We start from the raw sequence: 18,317 nt of genomic DNA on the forward strand, positions 1-18,317 counted from the left end.
GGTGCGCTAGCCCAGCGTGAGTACGCCGTCCACGCGCCGCGGGATGCCCAGCGGGTTGGCGTCATGCAAGGCAGGGTGCAGCACGCTTTCCGGGGCGTCCTGGTAAGCCACCGGACGCTGGAAGCGGCGCACAGCAGTAGCGCCCACCGAGGTGAACAGGGACGTCGTAGCCGGGTAGGGGCCACCGTGCTGCTGGGCCCAGTTCACGGCGACACCCGTGGGCCAGCCATCGAACAGGACCCGCCCGGCCAGACCGCTGAGCTGCTCCACAAGGGCAGAGACATCCTCGCCCGGCTGGGCGTGCACCGTGCCCGTGAGGCTGCCAGGGACCTTCGCGAGTGTCGCGGAGAGTTCTTCCTGGTTGGCATACTCAATGAGCAGCGTGGTGGGGCCGAAGCACTCCTCCAACAGTTCATTCGGGCGTGCCAACACGTTGGCGGCGCTGGTGGAGAACACCACGGGCGCGGCGCCGTCGGCCAGGCTGTCCTGCTGGACGGTGCCACTGACGACGGCGACACCCGGCTGGTCTGCGACGTTACGGAGCCCGTCCGGGTAGGCCTCTGCGATCCGCTCGGTCAACATGGCAGCGGTGGGCTTGTCCTTGCTGGCCTCGGCCAGGTGTGAAGCAAAGTCCGTGCCTTCGGGGATGAAGACCAGCCCGGGCTTGGTGCAGAACTGGCCGGCGCCCTGGGTGAAGGACCCAGCCAGACCGGCGGCGAGTTGCTGTCCTCGTTCCGCGAGGGCGTCCGCAGTGATGACTACGGGGTTGAGGCTGCCCAGCTCGCCGTAGAAAGGAATGGGCTCCGGCCGGGAGGACGCGAGATCGAACAACGCGCGCCCGCCCGGGATGGAGCCGGTGAAGCCGACGGCCTTGATGGCAGGATCCTGGACCAGGGCCGTACCGGCCTCCCGGCCACTGACCAGGGCAAAGATTCCGTCCGGGGCTCCGGCCTTTGCCAGCGCTTCGGTCACGATCTCGGCGGTCCGCTGGGACAGTCGGAGGTGACCCGAGTGTGCCTTGACGATCACCGGGCAGCCAACGGCCAACGCGGACGCGGTGTCGCCGCCGGCCACGGAAAACGCAAACGGGAAGTTCGACGCCGAGAAAACGGCCACCGGACCAATCGGACGCAGGATGCGGCGAAGGTCGGGCTTGGGCGGAGTTGCCGTTGGGTCGGCGTGGTCGATGACGGCTTCGAGGTACGAGCCCTCAGTGATCACGTTGGCGAACAACCGCAGTTGCCCGCTGGTCCTCGCCACCTCACCTGTGAGCCGGACTGTGCCAAGGCTCGTCTCGGAATCGGCAATGGCCACCAGTTCGGTGACGTTGGCGTCCAGGGCATTGGCGACGGCGGTCAGCCAGGCGGCGCGCTCGGCGTCGGAGGCCGCTGCGGTCACCTTTGCCGCCTCGGTAGCTGCCGCTGTAACGGCGGTCAGGTCAAGAGTTGCTGTACTCAATGCGGTTTCCTTTACTCTCAGGGGCGGAATGCTCTGGGGCTGCCGCCTCAGGTGCGTGCGGCCCTGCTGTGTGCGGCGTAGAGCTGAAGTCGAAGCCAAGCCCGGGAAGGCCGGACGAGGTGAGCCGGCTGTTGTGGATCCGGATCGGAGAAGGTCCTGCCAGGATGCCCAGCTGCTGGAACGAGGCATCCTCCACGTCCTCAACGCTCACGGCCTCAGCCAGGGTGAGCGCCAACTGTCCGGAGAGTTCCGGAAGAAGGTGCGGAGCAACCCGGATGCTGTTGGCCCGTGCCAGTTCAACAATTCTCCGGAAGGGGGTAATACCACCCACCCGGACGATGTTGGGCTGGATGATGTCCACCGCTTCGGCCTCGATGAAGTCGCGGAAGCGGTAGATGGTGTGGACGTTCTCGCCCAGGGCAATGGGCACCGGGGAGTGCTTGCGCAGGCGGCGGTAGGCCCACAGGTCATCGGCACGGATCGGCTCCTCCAACCACTCCAGTCCGTACTCCCCCAAGATATCCAATGCACGGAACGTGTGGGCCAGGTCCCAGCGCTGGTTGGCGTCGATCATGAGCAGCCGGTCCGGGCCGATCACCTGGCGGACGGCAGCAACGCGCTCGGCGTCTTCCCGAAGCTCGGGCTTGCCCACTTTGATCTTCACCGCGTTGTGTCCCGCAGCAACCCAGCGCTGCGCCTGCTCCACCAGCTGCTCCAAGGTGTAGTGCAGGTTCACTCCGGAGCCGTACACCTCCACGGATTCCTGGCGCTGGCCCAAAAGCCCCGTGACGGACGTCCCGGCCTGCCGCGCCTTCAGGTCCCACAGCGCCAGGTCCACGCCGGCCATCGCGATGGTGGTCAGTCCTCCCCCGCCAGCCTCGTGAAGCCTCTTCCAGAGTTGGTCCCACACGATCTCCGGATTCGCTTCCAAACCCAGGATGAACGGGGCGATGTCGTGATCCAGCAGGGCCTTCACCGCATGGGGACCAATGGTGGGTGTCCACGAGAAGCCGTGGCCCGCGCCCCCGTCGTCCGTGGTCAGCTCGGTGACAATCACATGGTTCTCCGGCGCCTCCACGCCCCAGCTGCGCAGCAGCGGGACCGTGATCAGCCGGGTGGAGAGGCCCGTGATGCGGGCGGGCATCAGCGGCCGGCCAGCTCGTGGCCCTTGGCCAGGATGGACTTGAGCTCCAAGAGCTGTTCCTCGCTGGGGTCCACCAGCGGTGGGCGGACCGGACCGACAGGAAGCCCGGCGAGGCGCAAGCCAGCCTTGATCAATGAGACGCCGAAGCCAGGAGTCTGGTCGCGGAGCCGGACCAGCGGCGCGTAGAAACCTTCAAGGAGCGCGTGGCGGCGCTCCTCGTCACCGGACACATAGGCGTCGTAATACGCCTTGGCGATTTCGGGGGCCATGGCGAAAGCAGCCGAGGAATACAGCGGGATGCCGAGGCCGCGGTAGGCGCCTTGGGTCAGTTCCGCCGTGAGGAGGCCGTTGAAGAGTGCGAAGTCGGTGCGACCGCTGGCGTTGATGGCCGACACGATTTCCTGGGCCAGGCCCACATCGCCGATCCCGTCCTTAAATCCAACAACCTTGGGGTTGGCCGTCAGGCGGGTGATGGCCTCGGCGGTAAACTTGGCAGTCCCACGGTGGTACACGATCACCGGCAGGCTACTCGCGGCCGCGATGGCTTCGACGTAAGCCACCACGCCATCGGTAGGCCCGGTCACCAGATACGGCGGGAGCACCAGAAGGGCGTCCGCACCGGCTTCCTCAGCAACCTTGGCTGCAGCGATCGCGTGACCCAGCGGACCACCCGCACCGGAAACCACCGGCACCGCTCCCGCAACGGCCTCGACGGCGGCGGTCACCACCGTGCGGATCTCATCCAGGGAGAGCGCATGGAATTCACCGGTGCCGCAAGCAGGGAACACGCCGCCCGGGCCGAACGGAAGCCGGGAAGTGATGTGCTCCTTCAACAGGGCAACGTCCACGCTGCCGTCCTCGGCGAAGGGTGTGACGGGGAAGAACAGTACGCCGTCGAAGTTCATGGGGTCTCCTTTGTTGCTCCCGCTGCCACCAGGCGCGCGGGATTCTCGTCATTGAGTGCTGCTTGTTGGTTCTCTTGGTCAGACGCGGTGTCGGCGCCTTGGTAGGGAGGCGTGAGTTCGCTGCGCCACGAGCGCTTGGGCTCCCACCCCAGCAATTCCCGGGCTTTATTGATGGAAAACGCCGGACTGGTGCCGGAAAGGTGCCCGGTGATGGGACCGCTACCCGGCAAAAACCGCGGGAAGAGCTCTGCCAGCGGAGCCGTGGCCAGGGCATCCTTCGCGCCAACGAAGAACACCTCGCCGTTGGGGATCGAGTCCATCTTGTCCAGGAGCACATCCAGGAAATCGGCTACGTCCCGGGCGTCAACATAGTTGAACAGGGCCGGCGCGGACAGTGCGGGATCGTCCAGGCGCTCGCGGACAGTGTGTCCCTGCTGCGTCAGCGCACCTTCCCATTCCTCCGGCGAGATGACGTAGCACGGGCGGAATGCCGCATAACGGATCTTCTCGCCCTGCGCGGCCGCGAACATCTGCACGGTTTGCTCGGCGATCAGTTTGGACAGCGCATAGGCGTTCCACGGCTTGGGCGGCGTCTGCTCGTCCAACGGGAACGACGGCGGCAGCCACCCGGCCGGTGAACCGTAGCCCAGGGCGGTGGGGCTGGACGCCGTCACGATCTTCGGGACACCGGCGTCGGTGGCCGCACTGACAACCGCAAAGGCGAGCCGGGTGTTCGTGCTGAAAATGACGTCCTCGGGTGCGCTGAAAGGTACCGCAATAGCAGCGAGGTGGATGACGGCGTCGGGCGCTGTTTCCCGGATGAGCCGCTCCGCCTCCCCCGGCGCCAGCAGATCTGCGGTGTATTGCTCGGCTCCGGGCGGCAAGTGCTCTGCCGGAATGGCATCCCGGTCAACCGAGATCACGGTGTGGCCGCCCTGGGCCAGTCCGGCCACCACGCTGCGGCCCAACCGGCCGGAACCGCCGGTGACAAAAATCCTGCTCATGTGCGTTTCCTGGTTTCTGTTGGCTGGTCAGTCCTGGCCGCGGCTGAGGTCGGCGCCGAGGCCAAGTTCGCTGATGCGGACGGGAAGATCGGTGTCCAGTGACTTGTTGCCCGCGATGCCCACCGACACGGACCGGAGCCCATCGATGTAGCCGGACGGGCGGCCCAGCGGGTCAATGCCGGGACCGTTGAAGAGGTCCGAGAGCAGCAGATTGTCGCCGCCACCATGGCCACCCTCGCCGTTGATGATCGGAACTTCGTACGCAGCTTCCCAGTGGCGCTGGACCACCAGGCGTTCACCGTTTCGGCGCACTGCGTCTTCTTCTTCGATGGGTGTGGCGCTGGGGTCCACCACGGTCTTTTTATCGGTGCTGGATTCGACGGCGGCACGTTCCACCACTTCGAGCTCAGCCCGGCCTTCGGTGCCGTTGACGGTGACGCGGTAACCTTCCCACGGGCTGTGGGCGTTCAGGGAGTAGCTCAGCGTCGGGCCGCCCTGGTAGTCAACCACCAGGGCGAGGTTGTCCTCGATAGTGATGCCCTCGGTGAAAACGTCCTGGTCACGGATGTAGCCGTCAAACTTTTCGTTGTCGTAGTACAGGGCCTTCAGGCGCTCGTCGTCGCGCATGTCCAGGCGGAATGGATCGTGCTCAAGGCCATCAACGGTGCCGCGCTCCGGACGGGCTCCCAGGCCACGTTCGGCTGCATTCTTGTCGCCGTAGAAGCGCAGGCCACCGGAGGCAAAGACGCGCTCCGGAACATCGTTGATCCACCAATTGACCAGGTCGAAGTGGTGCGAAGCCTTGTGAATGAGCAGGCCGCCGGAGTTCTTCTTCTCGCGGTGCCAGCGGCGGAAGTAGTCAGCGCCGTGCACGGTATCCAGCACCCAGCTGAAGTCGACGGACGTTACCTTCCCGATCACGCCGTTCTGGATAACTTCTTTCAACGCACTGTTGCGCGGCGAGTAGCGGTAGTTGAACGTGACCACCACGTTGCGGCCCGTCTTGGCCACTGCGTCGGTGATCCGGCGGCAGCCCTCAACGTCGATGGTGAGCGGCTTTTCCACCACGACGTCGGCACCCGCCTCAAGTGCCTCCACGATGTAGTCCGCGTGGGTGTAGTCGGGCGTAGTGACGATCACCCGCTCAATGCCGTTTGCCCGGATGAAGCTGGTGAGTTGGCCAGGTTCGAAGGATGCCACCGGCTCCGTTCCGCCCAGTTCCTTGATGAGGTCCTGGTAGAAGTCCACCCGGCCTTGGTTGACATCGGAAAGCGCAATAAGTTCAGCGACGTCCGAGTGCTGCCCGTAGATGGCCCGGATGTACATCTCTGAGCGGCCACCGGTGCCAATGAGCGCTATCCGGGTTCGGTGGGGGCCTTCAGTCTGGGCTGCGGGTGCGGCAGATGCGGTCTGGGTCTCAGCTGAGTCGACGTTGACCATATTGAATGCCCCTTTCAAAAGGCAGGAGTGAACCGCTTGACGGCCCGGCTTCGTATGGGAAGAATCATGAGAAAGCGTTTTCTCAGAGCGTTATAAGCTTTGTATCAAGACTCTGGTGGTCACGTCAACCACTGCTCCAACGACGGAGCATGCGGGAGGCGACCAATGGGAAGGGGCCACATGGCACGCAGGAACACCAACAGGCGCGTTGGCATTGCCGATGTCGCAGAGAAGGCGGGCGTCTCGCACGCCACCGTGTCACGCGTCATGAACGGTAACGCCGCCGTGGACCCCGGCATTGCCGCACGGGTCAGGGCCGCCGCTGTTGAATTGAAGTACCAGCCCAATCCGGTGGGGCGCAGCCTGGCCCTCGGAAAAACTGACACCATTGGGATCGTAGTTCCGGACCTGGCCAACCCCACGTTCCAGGCAATCCTCCGTGGACTCAGCATCGCCGCGGCCCAGGACGGGTACCGCGTCCTCATTGCTGATTCCTCGGAAGTTACCAGCGAAGAAGCCATCCTTGCCGGCGAGGCCCGACGCCGCTGCGATGGCGTAGTGCTCTGCGCCCCCCGCATGAGCGATGCGGAGCTGGAAGAACTAGCGCCCACCCTGCACCCACTGGTGCTGATCAACCGCACCACCATTGCCACCAACACGCCGAGCCTGAGCGTGGATTACGGGCAAGGCATCCAGGAACTGGCCCACCACCTGGTATCACTCGGGCACCGCCGCCTGGTGTTCCTCTCCGGCCCGGAGCACAGCGCATCCAACCGCCAGCGCCTTGTTGGCCTGGACCAATTCCGGACAGAACACCCGGAAATCGAGCTGCAGATGCTCTATGGTGGCTCCAACTTCGACTCCGGCCACGAATCCACCGAGGCCATCATCGCCAGCGGCGCCACCGGAATCCTGGCCTTCAATGACCTGGTGGCCATGGGCCTGCTCAGCGGCTTGCACGAGCGCGGCGTCCGCGTTCCGGAGGACATTTCCGTGACCGGCTTCGATGACATCCCGTTCGCCAAATACACCACGCCCCCGTTGACCACGGCAGCTGTGCCCATCAACGAGCTCGGAAGCCTGGCCTGGCGGAGGATGCGCGAACAGATACAACAGGCGGGCGAAACTGCCACCCAGGCGCAGGATGAGTTCTCACCCCGGGTGGAGATCCGCAAGAGCACCGCGGCGCCCGCACTCACGCCCGCCTCCTAAAACAACGCGGGGCACTCTACTTCGGCGATGGGTTGGAGCCCACTCCCGCCTCTTTGTAGAAGCCCTGGATGTGCGCTGCAACAAGCTCAGCCGCCTTGCCGCCGTCGTGAATGTTCACGGCGGCGAGGATGGCACGGTGTTCGGAGCGAAGCCTTGCGCAGGTTGTTTCCCAGTCCGGGAGGTGTCCCGTCAGCTCACTTGCATAGTTCTCGATCGCACCCCGGAGCGAGGCCATCATCGCGCTGACCACCGAGTTTCCCGCGGCCTGGGCCAAGGCCACATGGAACCGGGCATCAAGGGCCAGGAAAGTGTCGATGTCAGGCGCCGTATCCATCTCATCCAGGAGCGCAGCCGCTTCCTCCAGCTCCGGCACGCCCACCTTAGCCCGTTCCGCAGCCCAGGATTCAAGCAGGACGCGGGTCTCCACAATGTCCGCTACCGGGAGATGGCGCGTAGCAACATGAAGCCTTAGCGTGGACCCCAGAGCCGACCCCGGCTCGGCGATCACCACCGTGCCGGCGTCCTTACCCGACCCCACACCGGCACGGACCACGCCCATTGCCTCAAGGATCCTGACAGCCTCTCGCACCGAGGTCCGGGAAACCTGCAGTTGTTCGGCCATGGCGCGCTCACCCGGCAGCCGTCCCCCCAGGGCGAGGTCTCCGTCAGACAGCTGCTTCTCGATCCATTGCAGGACCAACTCGTGGGTACGCATACCGGAATACTAGTTGATGTGGTCCAACCACATGGATTACAGTGTGGTTAGACCACAGTGGTAGGACCACAGAATTCAAGGGAGAACCGCATGACCGACACCCTCGACCCCAAGATCACGGCTGCGCCAGCCAATGCCGGTAGCGACGAAACCGTGACCCGTCCCGCACAGCCGCGACCCGCCGTCGCGCTTCCACCGGCACTGAAGCGCCGCGTTCCCAAGGTCTCCGATCTGGCGCCGCTGATGCAGTTCAAGAAGCCCGAATTCAGCAAGACCGCCCGCCTGAAGCGTGCCAGCACCATCTGGGAACTGCGCGAGATCGCCAAGCGCCGCACCCCGCAGGCGCCTTTCGATTACACCGACGGTGCTGCCGAAGAAGAAATCACTCTCCGCCGTGCACGCCAGGCGTTCCAGGACATAGAGTTCCGGCCCGGCATCCTCCGCGACGTCTCGAAGATTGATCTCCGTACGGACATCCTGGGCAAAGAATCACGCCTTCCGTTCGGCATCGCACCCACGGGGTTCACGCGCATGATGCAGTCCGAAGGCGAATATGCAGGCTCCCAGGCAGCAGAAGCCGCCGGAATTCCGTACACCCTGTCCACCATGGGCACGGCGTCCATTGAAGACGTGGCCACCGCTGCCCCCAACGGCCGGAACTGGTTCCAGTTGTACCTGTGGACGGACCGCGCCCGTTCCCTGGAACTAATCGAGCGCGCCGCCAAGGCCGGCAATGACACCCTCATGGTCACCGTGGACACCGCCGTTGCCGGCGCCCGTCTCCGCGATGTCCGCAACGGCATGACCATCCCGCCGGCACTGACCATCAAGACCGTGCTGGACGCCTCGTACCGCCCGGCCTGGTGGTTCAACTTCCTCACCCACGAGCCACTGACATTCGCCTCGCTCTCCCGGTACACGGGCACCGTTGCTGACCTCATCAACTCCATGTTCGACCCCACCCTGACCTACGAGGACCTGGACTGGCTCCGCGAAACGTGGAAGGGCAAGCTGGTGGTCAAGGGCATTCAGACCGTGGAGGACGCCCGCAAGGTTGTGGATCACGGTGCCGACGGCATCATCCTGTCCAACCACGGCGGACGCCAACTGGACCGCGCCCCCATTCCGTTCCACCTGCTCCCGGACGTTACCGCAGCCCTGAAGGCGGACAACAGCAAGGCCGCGGTCATGCTGGATACGGGCATCATGAGCGGAGCAGACATTGTGGCAGCCCTGGCCCTGGGCGCCGACTTCGCACTGATCGGCCGCGCCTACCTCTACGGCCTGATGGCCGGTGGACGTGAGGGCGTGGACCGCACCATCCAGATCCTAGAGAAGGACATGACCCGCACCATGGCGCTGCTGGGCGTCAGCAAGGTGGCGGACCTGAACCCGGACCACGTGCGGCTACTCCAGCGCTGACCGTCACCCATGTAAGTAGCAGCAGAGCGCGTTTTGAGGGCTCAAAACGCGCTCTGCTGCTATTCAGTTGGGTAAAAGTGTTAGATCAGACCTTGGGCGAGCATCGCGTCGGCTACCTTGACGAAGCCACCGATGTTGGCGCCCACCACATAGTTTCCGGGCGCACCGTATTCGTCCGCGGTTTGGGCGCAGCGATCATGGATGCCCACCATGATCTCCGTGAGCCGCTGCTCCGTGTGCTCAAAGGACCAGGAGTCACGGCTGGCATTCTGCTGCATTTCCAAGGCAGATGTAGCCACACCACCGGCATTGGCTGCCTTGCCCGGACCGAACAGGATCCCGGCGTCTTGGAACACGGAGACGGCAGAACGTGTGGACGGCATGTTGGCACCCTCAGCCACGGCGATCAGTCCGTTGCTCACCAACTTGGCCGCAGCGTCGCCGTCGAGTTCGTTCTGCGTTGCGCAGGGCAAGGCCACGGTGCCGTTCACGTCCCACACAGAACCACCGGCAACATGACTGGCGCCCGGCCGGCGTGCGGCGTAGTCCGTGAGGCGACCACGCTCCACTTCCTTGATCTGGCTTAGAAGCGCGACGTCGATCCCGGCTTCGTCCACGATGTAGCCAGCGGAGTCCGAACACGCCACCACATTGGCACCAAGGGATTGCGCCTTGGCGATTGCATGGATGGCCACATTGCCCGAGCCAGACACCACAACGCGCTGTCCGTCGAAGGACTGTCCACGGGTTTTGAGCATCTCCTGGGCGAAAATCACCGTACCGTAGCCGGTGGCTTCGGGACGCACCAGGGAACCGCCCCATGAGATGCCTTTGCCCGTGAGGACGCCGGATTCATAGCGGTTGGTGATGCGCTTGTACTGGCCGAAGAGGTAGCCGATTTCGCGCCCACCCACACCGATATCGCCGGCCGGGACGTCGGTGTACTCGCCGATGTGACGGTACAGCTCGGTCATGAAGGACTGGCAGAACCGCATGATCTCAGCGTCGGAACGCCCGCGGGGATCGAAGTCCGAGCCACCCTTGCCACCGCCGATGGGCATGCCGGTGAGCGCGTTCTTGAAAATCTGCTCGAAGCCGAGGAACTTCACAATTCCCAGGTACACCGAGGGATGGAACCGGAGCCCACCCTTGTACGGGCCGAGGGCGGAGTTGAACTCCACACGGAACCCGCGGTTTACGTGGACGCGGCCGGCATCATCGGTCCAGGGCACACGGAAGATGATCTGGCGCTCCGGTTCGCACAGGCGTTCCAGAACGGCACCTTCAAGGAACTCAGGGTGACGATCGTGCACAGGGCCGAGGCTTTCAAAGACCTCAGTGACGGCCTGGTGGAATTCCTTCTCCCCCGGGTTCCGCGCCAACACAGTGTCGCGGACAGCTTCGAGCCTTGAATCCATGCGTCTTCCTATCCTCAGTGGGCCGGCCAGCGGCGAGACGATCAGTCCCGCTCATGGTTGCACCGAGGGAGGTGGGATCTCCACCCGGAGGCAATGTGACCCGGATCGCGGAGTTAACACAACTGTAGAAAATCGTTGAAAACTCAAGGAAACAAGAGATTAACAAAAACTCACAATGTGATAAGGATCACGTTAAGTCGGGTACGACTATCGCTTACGGCCGAACTTGGGAAGGTTGGGCAAGTTCGGAAGATTCGCCAAAAGATCAGCGGCCTTAGTGGCAGCACGGCCGACGGTGCGGCCAATCTGTTGGGGCACAGTATCGTCCGAGGCCGGATCCAAGGAGACCGGGGTTCCGCTCGCGTGGACCTTCACAGCCTGGCCTACGGCGTCCGCGCGGGTAGCCGGGACCTCCGGAGCGGGGGCACCAACGGCTGAAGGCTCAGCGGCTGCCGGCTCGGCGGAAGGCTCAGAGGCCGGCACCGCTACGGCCGGCACTGCTGCGGCCGGCACTGCTACGGCAGGCACCTCAGAAGGTGCGACGACTGCGGGCGCCGGGGTGCCGACGTCGAACGTTTCCAGCCAGCTGGCGACGCCGGCCAGCGGCTTGGGATTCAGGGCATAGAAACGCTTCTGGCCCTGCGCGCGCATGCTGACGAGATCTGCCTCACGGAGCACTTTCAAATGCTTGGAAATGGTGGGCTGGCTCGCAGCCAGTTCTTCCACCAATTCGCCTACAGCTTTATCCCCAGAGCGGAGGGAGACCAGGATATCGCGCCTGGTTGCCTCAGCTATGACGGCAAATACGTCGTCAGTCACCATGCCTTACACCCTAGCGACATATACGCCAATTGGCATCCCTGTTTCGTGGCGCTACAGGCACCCCGATGCCGGGGGAACTCTTAGTCGAACCAGGGATCCAGGCCGTAGAGGGGGAAGATCTCCTTGCGCGTGGCAATAACGGTCCGGTCAACCTCATCCGCGGGATCGTAACCAACTTCCCAGGAGCGCCACCAGACGTCCACGTCATCGCCCATCGACTCCGGAGCCCACACGCCGTACGTTTCCTTCACGTAATTCCGCCACGCTTCCGGCACGGGTGTTTTCAGGGGCACCGGCCGTTGGGTCACCATGCCGATCAGATGGCTCCAGGATCGGGGCACAACGCCGGTGACGTCGTAGCCGCCTCCGCCGGTAGCGATCCAGCGGTTGTCGCAATAGCGGGCGGCGAGGCCGGCGACGGCGGAGGCCGCCTCACGCTGCCCATCAACGCTGAGGTTGAGGTGCGTCAGGGGGTCGTCCCGGTGGGAATCGCAGCCGTGCTGGCTGACGATGACTTCTGGTTGGAACGCCCCAACAAGCTGTGGCACCACCGCATGGAAAGCCCGGAGCCAGGCAGCGTCGCCGGTGAAGGCGGGAAGTGCCACGTTGACCGCTGTCCCAGGGGCATTTGGGCCTCCGGTTTCATTGGCAAAGCCGGTTCCCGGGAAAAGGGTGAGCCCGGTTTCGTGCAGGCTGATGGTCATCACGCGGGGGTCGTTCCAGAAAATGCTCTGCGTGCCGTCGCCGTGGTGGGCGTCGACGTCGATGCTCACCACCCGTTGCACGCCGCCGTCGAGCAGCCGTTGGATGGCCAGCGCGACGTCGTTGTAAACACAAAAGCCACTGGCCCGCTCGCGCGCTGCGTGGTGCATTCCGCCGCTGAAGTTCACAGCGCGCACGGCCTGGCCGCTAAGGATGGCCTCAGCCGCTACCAGTGAACCGCCCGCGAGGCGGGCACTGGCCTCGTGCATGCCGGCGAACGCGGGATCGTCCTCCGTTCCCAGTCCGCGCTCCTCCTCAGGAGCGAGGGGATCAGCACTGACCCGGCGTACAGCCTCCACATATTCGCGGCTATGGACGGAAAAAAGTTCGACGTCGGTGGCCACCTTGGGTGCCTGAACGGCCACATGGTTGTGGTTGAACAGGCCCAGTGATTCGGCGAGCCGCGCTGTCAGCTCAAGCCGCTGCGGCGCCATGGGATGACCCGGACCAAAGTTGTAGGCAGTCATGGCTGCATCCCACACCACCGTCGTTGGCAGTGCGGAGCGCGTAATGCTGGAAGCTGTTGTTCCAAGCCTTGAGTTCATCCAGAACAGGCTACCTGAGCCCGGAGTACCCTTCCGCCCGGTTACGCCGCGGGAATAGTGGTTTACTACTCAGGAAAGCTTGTTCAACCGAGGAAGAGCGCCATGTCTCAAAGCCAGTCGCGGTCCACGAGCCCGACCAACTGGCAACCCAACCAGCAGGAGCGGGAAGGTCTCTGGATCTTCACGCGCGTGCGCGACTTCGTAGACAACATTGCCAACACCTCGCCCGCGCGTTTGGCGTTGACCGTCTTTGCCGTGGTGATCCTGGTTTTCACCGGGTTGTTGTCCTTGCCCGCCGCTTCAGCGGCCGGCACGGTCACGCCCCTGCACCAGTCCATGTTCACGGCGGTTTCCGCTGTCTGCGTCACCGGGCTCACTGTAGTTTCAACCGCCACTCACTGGACCTTCTTCGGTCAGCTGGTCATCCTGATCGGCATCTTCGTTGGTGGCCTCGGCACCTTGACGCTGGCCTCCCTGCTTGCCCTCATGGTCAGCAAACGGCTGGGCGTGCGCGGCAAGCTCATCGCACAGGAAGCCATGAACAACGCGGGCAGGCTCGGCGAGGTGGGTACCCTGCTCCGGATCGTCATCGTAACGTCAGTGGTGATTGAGGCCGTTCTGGCCATCGTGCTGATCCCCCGCTTCATGGTGCTTGGCGAGAGCTTCTGGCAATCGGTGTGGCACGGCGTTTTTTACTCGATTTCCGCGTTCAACAACGCTGGATTCACGCCGCACTCCGATGGCATCGTCCCTTACGAGACAGATCTTTGGATCCTCATTCCGCTGATGCTGGGCGTCTTCCTCGGCAGCCTTGGCTTCCCCGTGGTGATGGTGCTGCAGCAGAACGGGCTCAACTGGAAGAAGTGGAACCTCCACACCAAGCTCACCATCCAGGTCTCCTTCATCCTGCTCGCGGCAGGCACGGTCCTGTGGGCGTTGATGGAGTGGGACAACGTACGGACCATCGGCCATATGAGCATGGGCGACAAAGTGATCCATTCCTTGTTCGCCTCCGTGATGACCCGTTCCGGTGGCTTCAACCTGGTGGATCAAAACCACATGGAGTCCACCACCATGCTCCTCACCGATGCCCTCATGTTTGCCGGTGGCGGATCCGCGTCCACCGCAGGCGGCATCAAGGTGACAACCATCGCGGTGATGTTCCTGGCCATCATGGCTGAAGCGCGCGGCGACGCCGACGTCAAGGTCTACGGACGCACCATTCCCCAAGGAACTATGCGCGTGGCGATCTCCGTAATCGTGGCCGGAGCCACCCTGGTCTCAGTTGCCGCTTTCCTGTTGCTCTCCATCAGCGGCGCCTCCCTGGACAGGGTGCTCTTCGAATCCATTTCCGCCTTCGCCACCGTGGGACTGAGCACTAACCTCAGTGCCGAGCTGCCGCCGTCGGGCGTTTATGTCCTGACCGCCCTCATGTTCGCAGGACGCGTAGGCACCGTAACCCTGGCGGCCGGGTTGGCCCTTCGCCAACGCAGCCAGCTGTACCACTACCCGGAAGAGAGGCCAATCATTGGCTAGTAGCACAGGGGCAGCAAACCGCCCCGCCCACAACTCACCAGTGCTGGTCATTGGCCTCGGCCGTTTCGGCTCCGCCACCGCAGAGCAACTGGTCAAGCAAGGCCGTGAAGTCCTGGCTATTGAGCGTGACCGCACCCTCGTCCAGAAGTGGGCCCCTGTCCTCACTCACGTGGTGGAAGCCGACGCCACCAACATCGATGCGCTGCGCCAGTTGGGCGCCCAGGAATTCAGTTCGGCGGTGGTGGGTGTTGGTACGTCCATCGAGTCCTCGGTGCTCATCACCGTGAACTTGGTGGACCTGGGCATTCAACACCTGTGGGTCAAGGCCATCACGCCCTCGCACGGCAAGATCCTCACCCGGATCGGCGCCAACCACGTGATCTACCCGGAGGCCGACGCCGGTGTCCGTGCAGCACACCTGGTGTCCGGCCGCATGCTGGACTTCATCGAGTTTGACGACGACTACGCAATCGTCAAGATGTACCCGCCCAAGGAGACCGTGGGCTTCACCTTGGAAGAATCCAAAGTCCGCTCGAAGTACGGCGTGACGATCGTAGGTGTAAAAACTCCGGGCGAGGACTTCACCTACGCCCGCCCGGAAACCAAGGTGTCCGGCCACGACATGTTGATCGTGTCCGGACACGTGGACTTGCTGGAGCGCTTCGCGGCGCGGCCATAATCCAGCTGGAGTTTTTGTACAGCTAACGCCCTTTAGACGCTCTTTTAGGGGCGTTAGCTGTACAAAAAATCAGCCGAGCTGCTTGGTGATTTCAGCTGCACGGGCCGCTGCCGCGCGTGCACCGTCAGCGATGATCTTGGGGATGCCGCCGTCGTCGAAGGCCGCAATGGCGCGCTCGGTGGTGCCGTTGGGGCTGGTGACGGCGACCCTCAGCTGTGTGGGGTCCGCTCCCGGCTCAGCCAACATGAAACCCGCGCCTGCCACCGTTTCGCGGGCGAGCATCACGGACAGTTCCTGGTCCAGGCCAAGTTCGACGCCGGCAGCAGCCATGGCCTCAGCCAGATAGAAAGCGTAGGCCGGCCCGGAGCCGCTGATAGCAGAGAGCGCATCCACTTGCTCTTCAGGAATCTCCACCACTGTTCCCGCCCCGGCGAACGCCGTCTTGGCCCTTTCGAGCTGCTCAGATGTGCAATGGGTACCTGGGGAGACGGAGATGACCCCACGACCCAGCCGTGCGGGGGTGTTGGGCATGGTGCGGATCACCGGCTGCCCATCCGGCAATGCCGCTTCAAGCTGTTCGATGGAGACGGCAGCCGCGACGCTGACAACGATCGTGTCCTTCGCCAGCGCGGGGCCGATCTCCCGGGCCAGGTCAAGGATGCCCACCGGCTTGACGCCCAGGATGACCATGCCCGAGCCCTTGGTGGCCAGCTTGTTGTTGTCCGGCTCTTCCTCGCCTGCAATGGCCATGACCCCGTGGCGCTGGGCCAATTCATCGGCGCGTTCTGCACGGCGCACGGTAGCGACGATGTCCGAAGGGTCCGTCCCGGCGGCGACAAGGCCTCCTAGAATTGCCTCGTTCATGGATCCACAGCCAAGGAATGCGATTCGGTTGCTCATGGCTCCATCATTGCAGTTGGCCGTGGACGGGGTCTAACGAATGCCGGATTCCCAGCTTGCTCCCAAGGTTATTGCAGGCAGCACTCATGCTTGGTCCGTAACTTAGTAGTTACCTCATTGAGGGTGCGAGTGATGAAGGCGGGCATGGGGATGTCCGCCAGCAGCACCGGTGGCCGGGCGGGTTTTCCCCCATTTCCCGATTCGACCGCCGGTGCTTTCGCTTTTAACGAGCGCGGGCGGCTTTAACGAGCGCGGGCGGCACAAAACCCACGCTTGTTCGCCTGGCACACCAATGAACGGCGGGACAGGCGAACAAGCGCTTCGACGCCGGCTAGTTGTCTACGCTGCGCAGCGACGGCACGCTGAGGTGCTGCCGGGCGAAACGCAACGTTTCAGCCAGCATTTCCTCACGTTCCCCCGCAACCTTGGCCTTGCGGGTGGAAATCTCCGCTACTACTACGCCGTCAAAACCGGTGGCGGCCAGGTGCTGCAAGGCATCGGCGCATTGTTGCGTTCCAGTGCCAGGCACCAGATGCTCGTCCTTGCCCGAACCCGAGCCATCGGTGAGATGGACGTGCCGGAGCTTGTTCCCGAGCGCTTTGATGGCTTCCAAACTGTTGGCCCCGGCAGTGGCAGCGTGCGAGAAGTCCCACGTGACGTCGTCGTAATCCTGGCCCAACGGGTCCCAGTGCGGTAGGTAGGCCACCGCCTCACGCCCACGGACCCGCCACGGGTACATGTTCTCCACGGCGATCCGAACGCGGTACCTCGCAGCGATTTCACGCACGCCTTCTACGAAGTTCTCCGCGTAATTGGACTGCCACCGGAACGGCGGGTGAACCACCACGGTGTCGCAGCCGACATCCGCGGCCATTTGGCAGGACTTTTCGATCTTGTTCCACGCCGTGCCCCAAACCTGCTGCGTCAACAGCAAAGTAGGCGCGTGGATGGAGACGATCTCCTGGTGGTACCGGTGGCTCAGCTGGATCAGGGCATCGGGGTTCTGGCTCACCGCATTGTTGGTGACCATCACCTCAACGCCCTCGTAGCCCAGATCCTGCGCCACGGCGAAGGCGTCATGGACGCTCAGGGGATACACGGACGCGCTGGACAGCGCCACGGGGATTTGGCGGGCATTCACTTCAGGTTCGACGTCGTTGCTCATCTCAGGAGGCCAGCCCGCCTGCCACAGGGGCTGGGACCGGTGTTGGGGACGGTGTGTTGACAGGGACCGGGAATTCTTTGAACCCCGGGTGGGGTTCTTCATCTTTTTCAGGAGCCTTGCCGGCTTCCTTTGCTGCCTTCTTCTTTGACTTATCCTTCTTACGCTTCCCCACGTGCGGCGCCGGGTCCAATGCTTCCTCAAAGACCAACTGGTCCAGGCGGCGCAGGATCAGGCCCTCGCGGAGGGCCCAGGGGCAAATTTCCATCTTGGGGAATTCGAAGAGTTCCAGCGCCGCTTCAGCCACCAAGGCTCCCGCCAGTAATTGGCGGGCACGGGCGTCGGAAACGCCGGGAAGGTACAACCGGTCCTCCACTGTCATGGCCGAAATCCGTTGCGCCCACAGTCCCAGATCTGCTGCGTGGAGTTCGCGCTTAACGTACGGTCCTGCCCCGCTGGGGGCTGCACCGGCGATGCGCGCCAACGACCGGAACGTTTTGGACGTGCCAGCCACCAAGTTGGCCCGGCCCAGCTCGTGGAAGTCCCGGACCACGGGCTTCAACGTGGACCGGATATACCGGCGCAGTTCCTTGACGCTCTTGGCAGTAGGCGGATCGTCGTGGAGCCAGTCCCGCGTCAAACGGCTGGCACCAAGGGGAACTGACGTGGCGTGCTCAGGAAGTTCGTCCGTTCCATACGCCATTTCGAACGAGCCGCCCCCGATGTCCAGGTCAAGAATGGGACCTGCGCCCCATCCGTACCAACGGCGTACGGCGAAGAACGTCATGGAGGCTTCTTCGCTGCCCGTAAGTTCCTGGAGGGTCACCGTGGTTTCGTGCTTGACCAGGGCCAGAACCTCGGGGCCATTGGTTGCTTCCCGAATGGCCGAGGTACAGAACGCAAGGAGGTCCTCGGCCTTATGCCTGGCCGCGAACTCCCAGGCCTCCAGGACGAATTCAATGAGCTCGTGCTGTCCGGCGTCGTTGATGTTGCCGTCACCGTCGAGGTACTGCACCAGAGAAAGCGGGCGCTTGTGGGAAGCGAAAGCTACCGGACGCGCGCCAGGGTGAGCGTCCACCAGCAGTAGGTGGACGGTGTTGGACCCGATGTCGAGAACGCCAAGACGCATTCTGCCATTATTCACCGATTCGAAGCCTGCGAAGCAACTTAGCCAAGACGTTTCGCCGGTCGAT

At 63.6% G+C, this 18,317-nt stretch carries 16 protein-coding genes; 4 read left to right on the forward strand and 12 right to left on the reverse strand.

The window, feature by feature from the left end; genetic code table 11:
* Positions 1 to 6: 6 nt before the first annotated feature.
* Genes MOD31_RS05165 through MOD31_RS05185 form a run of 5 tightly spaced genes read right to left on the reverse strand, consistent with a single transcriptional unit; the run spans position 7 to position 5,951 of the window.
* Positions 7 to 1,458, reverse strand: a complete 1,452-nt coding sequence (locus tag MOD31_RS05165) for an aldehyde dehydrogenase (NADP(+)) (RefSeq protein ID WP_250820046.1) — start codon at positions 1,456 to 1,458, stop codon at positions 7 to 9.
* The gene (locus MOD31_RS05170; RefSeq protein ID WP_250820047.1) at positions 1,439 to 2,602 is read right to left on the reverse strand and encodes a mandelate racemase/muconate lactonizing enzyme family protein; all 1,164 of its coding nucleotides are present in this window, start codon (positions 2,600 to 2,602) and stop codon (positions 1,439 to 1,441) included. The genes MOD31_RS05165 and MOD31_RS05170 overlap by 20 nt, the downstream gene beginning before the upstream one ends.
* On the reverse strand, positions 2,602 to 3,507 hold the full coding sequence (locus tag MOD31_RS05175; RefSeq protein WP_166841815.1) for a 5-dehydro-4-deoxyglucarate dehydratase: 906 nt from the start codon (positions 3,505 to 3,507) through the stop codon (positions 2,602 to 2,604). The genes MOD31_RS05170 and MOD31_RS05175 overlap by 1 nt, the downstream gene beginning before the upstream one ends.
* The gene (locus tag MOD31_RS05180; RefSeq protein ID WP_250820048.1) at positions 3,504 to 4,511 is read right to left on the reverse strand and encodes an NAD(P)-dependent oxidoreductase; all 1,008 of its coding nucleotides are present in this window, start codon (positions 4,509 to 4,511) and stop codon (positions 3,504 to 3,506) included. The genes MOD31_RS05175 and MOD31_RS05180 overlap by 4 nt, the downstream gene beginning before the upstream one ends.
* Before the next feature lie 27 nt (positions 4,512 to 4,538).
* Positions 4,539 to 5,951 carry a Gfo/Idh/MocA family protein gene (locus MOD31_RS05185; RefSeq protein WP_223940848.1) on the reverse strand — a complete coding sequence of 471 codons (1,413 nt, stop codon included), beginning with the start codon at positions 5,949 to 5,951 and terminating at the stop codon, positions 4,539 to 4,541.
* Positions 5,952 to 6,131: 180 nt separating this feature from the next.
* On the opposite strand from MOD31_RS05185, the gene MOD31_RS05190 reads away from it, so the two are divergent.
* A complete protein-coding gene (locus tag MOD31_RS05190; protein ID WP_166841818.1) occupies positions 6,132 to 7,163 on the forward strand; it encodes a LacI family DNA-binding transcriptional regulator in 1,032 nt (343 codons plus the stop codon).
* Between the two features lie 16 nt (positions 7,164 to 7,179).
* Here MOD31_RS05190 and MOD31_RS05195 read toward each other — a convergent pair whose 3' ends face one another.
* Positions 7,180 to 7,878: a FadR/GntR family transcriptional regulator gene (locus MOD31_RS05195; protein WP_223940849.1), complete on the reverse strand. Its 699-nt coding sequence runs from the start codon at positions 7,876 to 7,878 to the stop codon at positions 7,180 to 7,182.
* 90 nt (positions 7,879 to 7,968) lie between these two features.
* Between MOD31_RS05195 and MOD31_RS05200 the strand changes: the two genes are divergently transcribed.
* Positions 7,969 to 9,300, forward strand: coding sequence for an alpha-hydroxy acid oxidase (locus MOD31_RS05200; RefSeq protein WP_284705256.1), 1,332 nt, complete (start codon positions 7,969 to 7,971; stop codon positions 9,298 to 9,300).
* A gap of 80 nt (positions 9,301 to 9,380) precedes the next feature.
* Here the strand turns inward: MOD31_RS05200 and gdhA are convergent, their stop codons facing one another.
* From gdhA to MOD31_RS05215, 3 genes are all read right to left on the reverse strand, one after another.
* The gene (gdhA, locus tag MOD31_RS05205) at positions 9,381 to 10,718 is read right to left on the reverse strand and encodes an NADP-specific glutamate dehydrogenase (protein WP_142938061.1); all 1,338 of its coding nucleotides are present in this window, start codon (positions 10,716 to 10,718) and stop codon (positions 9,381 to 9,383) included.
* Positions 10,719 to 10,925: 207 nt separating this feature from the next.
* On the reverse strand, positions 10,926 to 11,540 hold the full coding sequence (locus MOD31_RS05210) for a helix-turn-helix transcriptional regulator (RefSeq protein ID WP_250820049.1): 615 nt from the start codon (positions 11,538 to 11,540) through the stop codon (positions 10,926 to 10,928).
* A gap of 80 nt (positions 11,541 to 11,620) precedes the next feature.
* Complete coding sequence (locus MOD31_RS05215) at positions 11,621 to 12,847, reverse strand: acetoin utilization protein AcuC (protein WP_223940851.1); 1,227 nt, start codon at positions 12,845 to 12,847, stop codon at positions 11,621 to 11,623.
* Between the two features lie 102 nt (positions 12,848 to 12,949).
* Between MOD31_RS05215 and MOD31_RS05220 the strand changes: the two genes are divergently transcribed.
* On the forward strand, positions 12,950 to 14,383 hold the full coding sequence (locus MOD31_RS05220; RefSeq protein ID WP_142938058.1) for a TrkH family potassium uptake protein: 1,434 nt from the start codon (positions 12,950 to 12,952) through the stop codon (positions 14,381 to 14,383).
* A 40-nt stretch (positions 14,384 to 14,423) separates the two neighbouring features.
* A complete protein-coding gene (locus MOD31_RS05225; protein WP_011775951.1) occupies positions 14,424 to 15,062 on the forward strand; it encodes a TrkA family potassium uptake protein in 639 nt (212 codons plus the stop codon).
* 69 nt (positions 15,063 to 15,131) lie between these two features.
* Here MOD31_RS05225 and proC read toward each other — a convergent pair whose 3' ends face one another.
* From proC to MOD31_RS05240, 3 genes are all read right to left on the reverse strand, one after another.
* Positions 15,132 to 15,962: a pyrroline-5-carboxylate reductase gene (gene proC / locus MOD31_RS05230; protein ID WP_142938057.1), complete on the reverse strand. Its 831-nt coding sequence runs from the start codon at positions 15,960 to 15,962 to the stop codon at positions 15,132 to 15,134.
* Between the two features lie 331 nt (positions 15,963 to 16,293).
* Positions 16,294 to 17,127: a sugar phosphate isomerase/epimerase gene (locus tag MOD31_RS05235; RefSeq protein ID WP_166841831.1), complete on the reverse strand. Its 834-nt coding sequence runs from the start codon at positions 17,125 to 17,127 to the stop codon at positions 16,294 to 16,296.
* A gap of 1 nt (position 17,128) precedes the next feature.
* Positions 17,129 to 18,253: a Ppx/GppA phosphatase family protein gene (locus MOD31_RS05240; RefSeq protein WP_166841832.1), complete on the reverse strand. Its 1,125-nt coding sequence runs from the start codon at positions 18,251 to 18,253 to the stop codon at positions 17,129 to 17,131.
* Positions 18,254 to 18,317: the final 64 nt, after the last annotated feature.

The sequence above is a fragment of the Paenarthrobacter sp. TYUT067 genome, from assembly GCF_023656375.1.
In the GTDB taxonomy this organism is placed as follows: Bacteria; Actinomycetota; Actinomycetes; order Actinomycetales; family Micrococcaceae; genus Arthrobacter.

Excerpts from the sequence above, each read along its gene's own strand:
- MOD31_RS05170 (WP_250820047.1), bottom strand. The coding sequence starts at position 2,602 with ATGCCCGCCCGCATCACGGGCCTCTCCACCCGGCTGATCACGGTCCCG.
- MOD31_RS05175 (WP_166841815.1), bottom strand. The coding sequence starts at position 3,507 with ATGAACTTCGACGGCGTACTGTTCTTCCCCGTCACACCCTTCGCCGAG.
- MOD31_RS05180 (WP_250820048.1), bottom strand. The coding sequence starts at position 4,511 with ATGAGCAGGATTTTTGTCACCGGCGGTTCCGGCCGGTTGGGCCGCAGC.
- MOD31_RS05185 (WP_223940848.1), bottom strand. The coding sequence starts at position 5,951 with ATGGTCAACGTCGACTCAGCTGAGACCCAGACCGCATCTGCCGCACCC.
- MOD31_RS05190 (WP_166841818.1), top strand. The coding sequence starts at position 6,132 with ATGGCACGCAGGAACACCAACAGGCGCGTTGGCATTGCCGATGTCGCA.
- MOD31_RS05195 (WP_223940849.1), bottom strand. The coding sequence starts at position 7,878 with ATGCGTACCCACGAGTTGGTCCTGCAATGGATCGAGAAGCAGCTGTCT.
- MOD31_RS05200 (WP_284705256.1), top strand. The coding sequence starts at position 7,969 with ATGACCGACACCCTCGACCCCAAGATCACGGCTGCGCCAGCCAATGCC.
- gdhA (WP_142938061.1), bottom strand. The coding sequence starts at position 10,718 with ATGGATTCAAGGCTCGAAGCTGTCCGCGACACTGTGTTGGCGCGGAAC.
- MOD31_RS05210 (WP_250820049.1), bottom strand. The coding sequence starts at position 11,540 with ATGGTGACTGACGACGTATTTGCCGTCATAGCTGAGGCAACCAGGCGC.
- MOD31_RS05215 (WP_223940851.1), bottom strand. The coding sequence starts at position 12,847 with ATGAACTCAAGGCTTGGAACAACAGCTTCCAGCATTACGCGCTCCGCA.
- MOD31_RS05220 (WP_142938058.1), top strand. The coding sequence starts at position 12,950 with ATGTCTCAAAGCCAGTCGCGGTCCACGAGCCCGACCAACTGGCAACCC.
- proC (WP_142938057.1), bottom strand. The coding sequence starts at position 15,962 with ATGAGCAACCGAATCGCATTCCTTGGCTGTGGATCCATGAACGAGGCA.
- MOD31_RS05235 (WP_166841831.1), bottom strand. The coding sequence starts at position 17,127 with ATGAGCAACGACGTCGAACCTGAAGTGAATGCCCGCCAAATCCCCGTG.
- MOD31_RS05240 (WP_166841832.1), bottom strand. The coding sequence starts at position 18,253 with ATGCGTCTTGGCGTTCTCGACATCGGGTCCAACACCGTCCACCTACTG.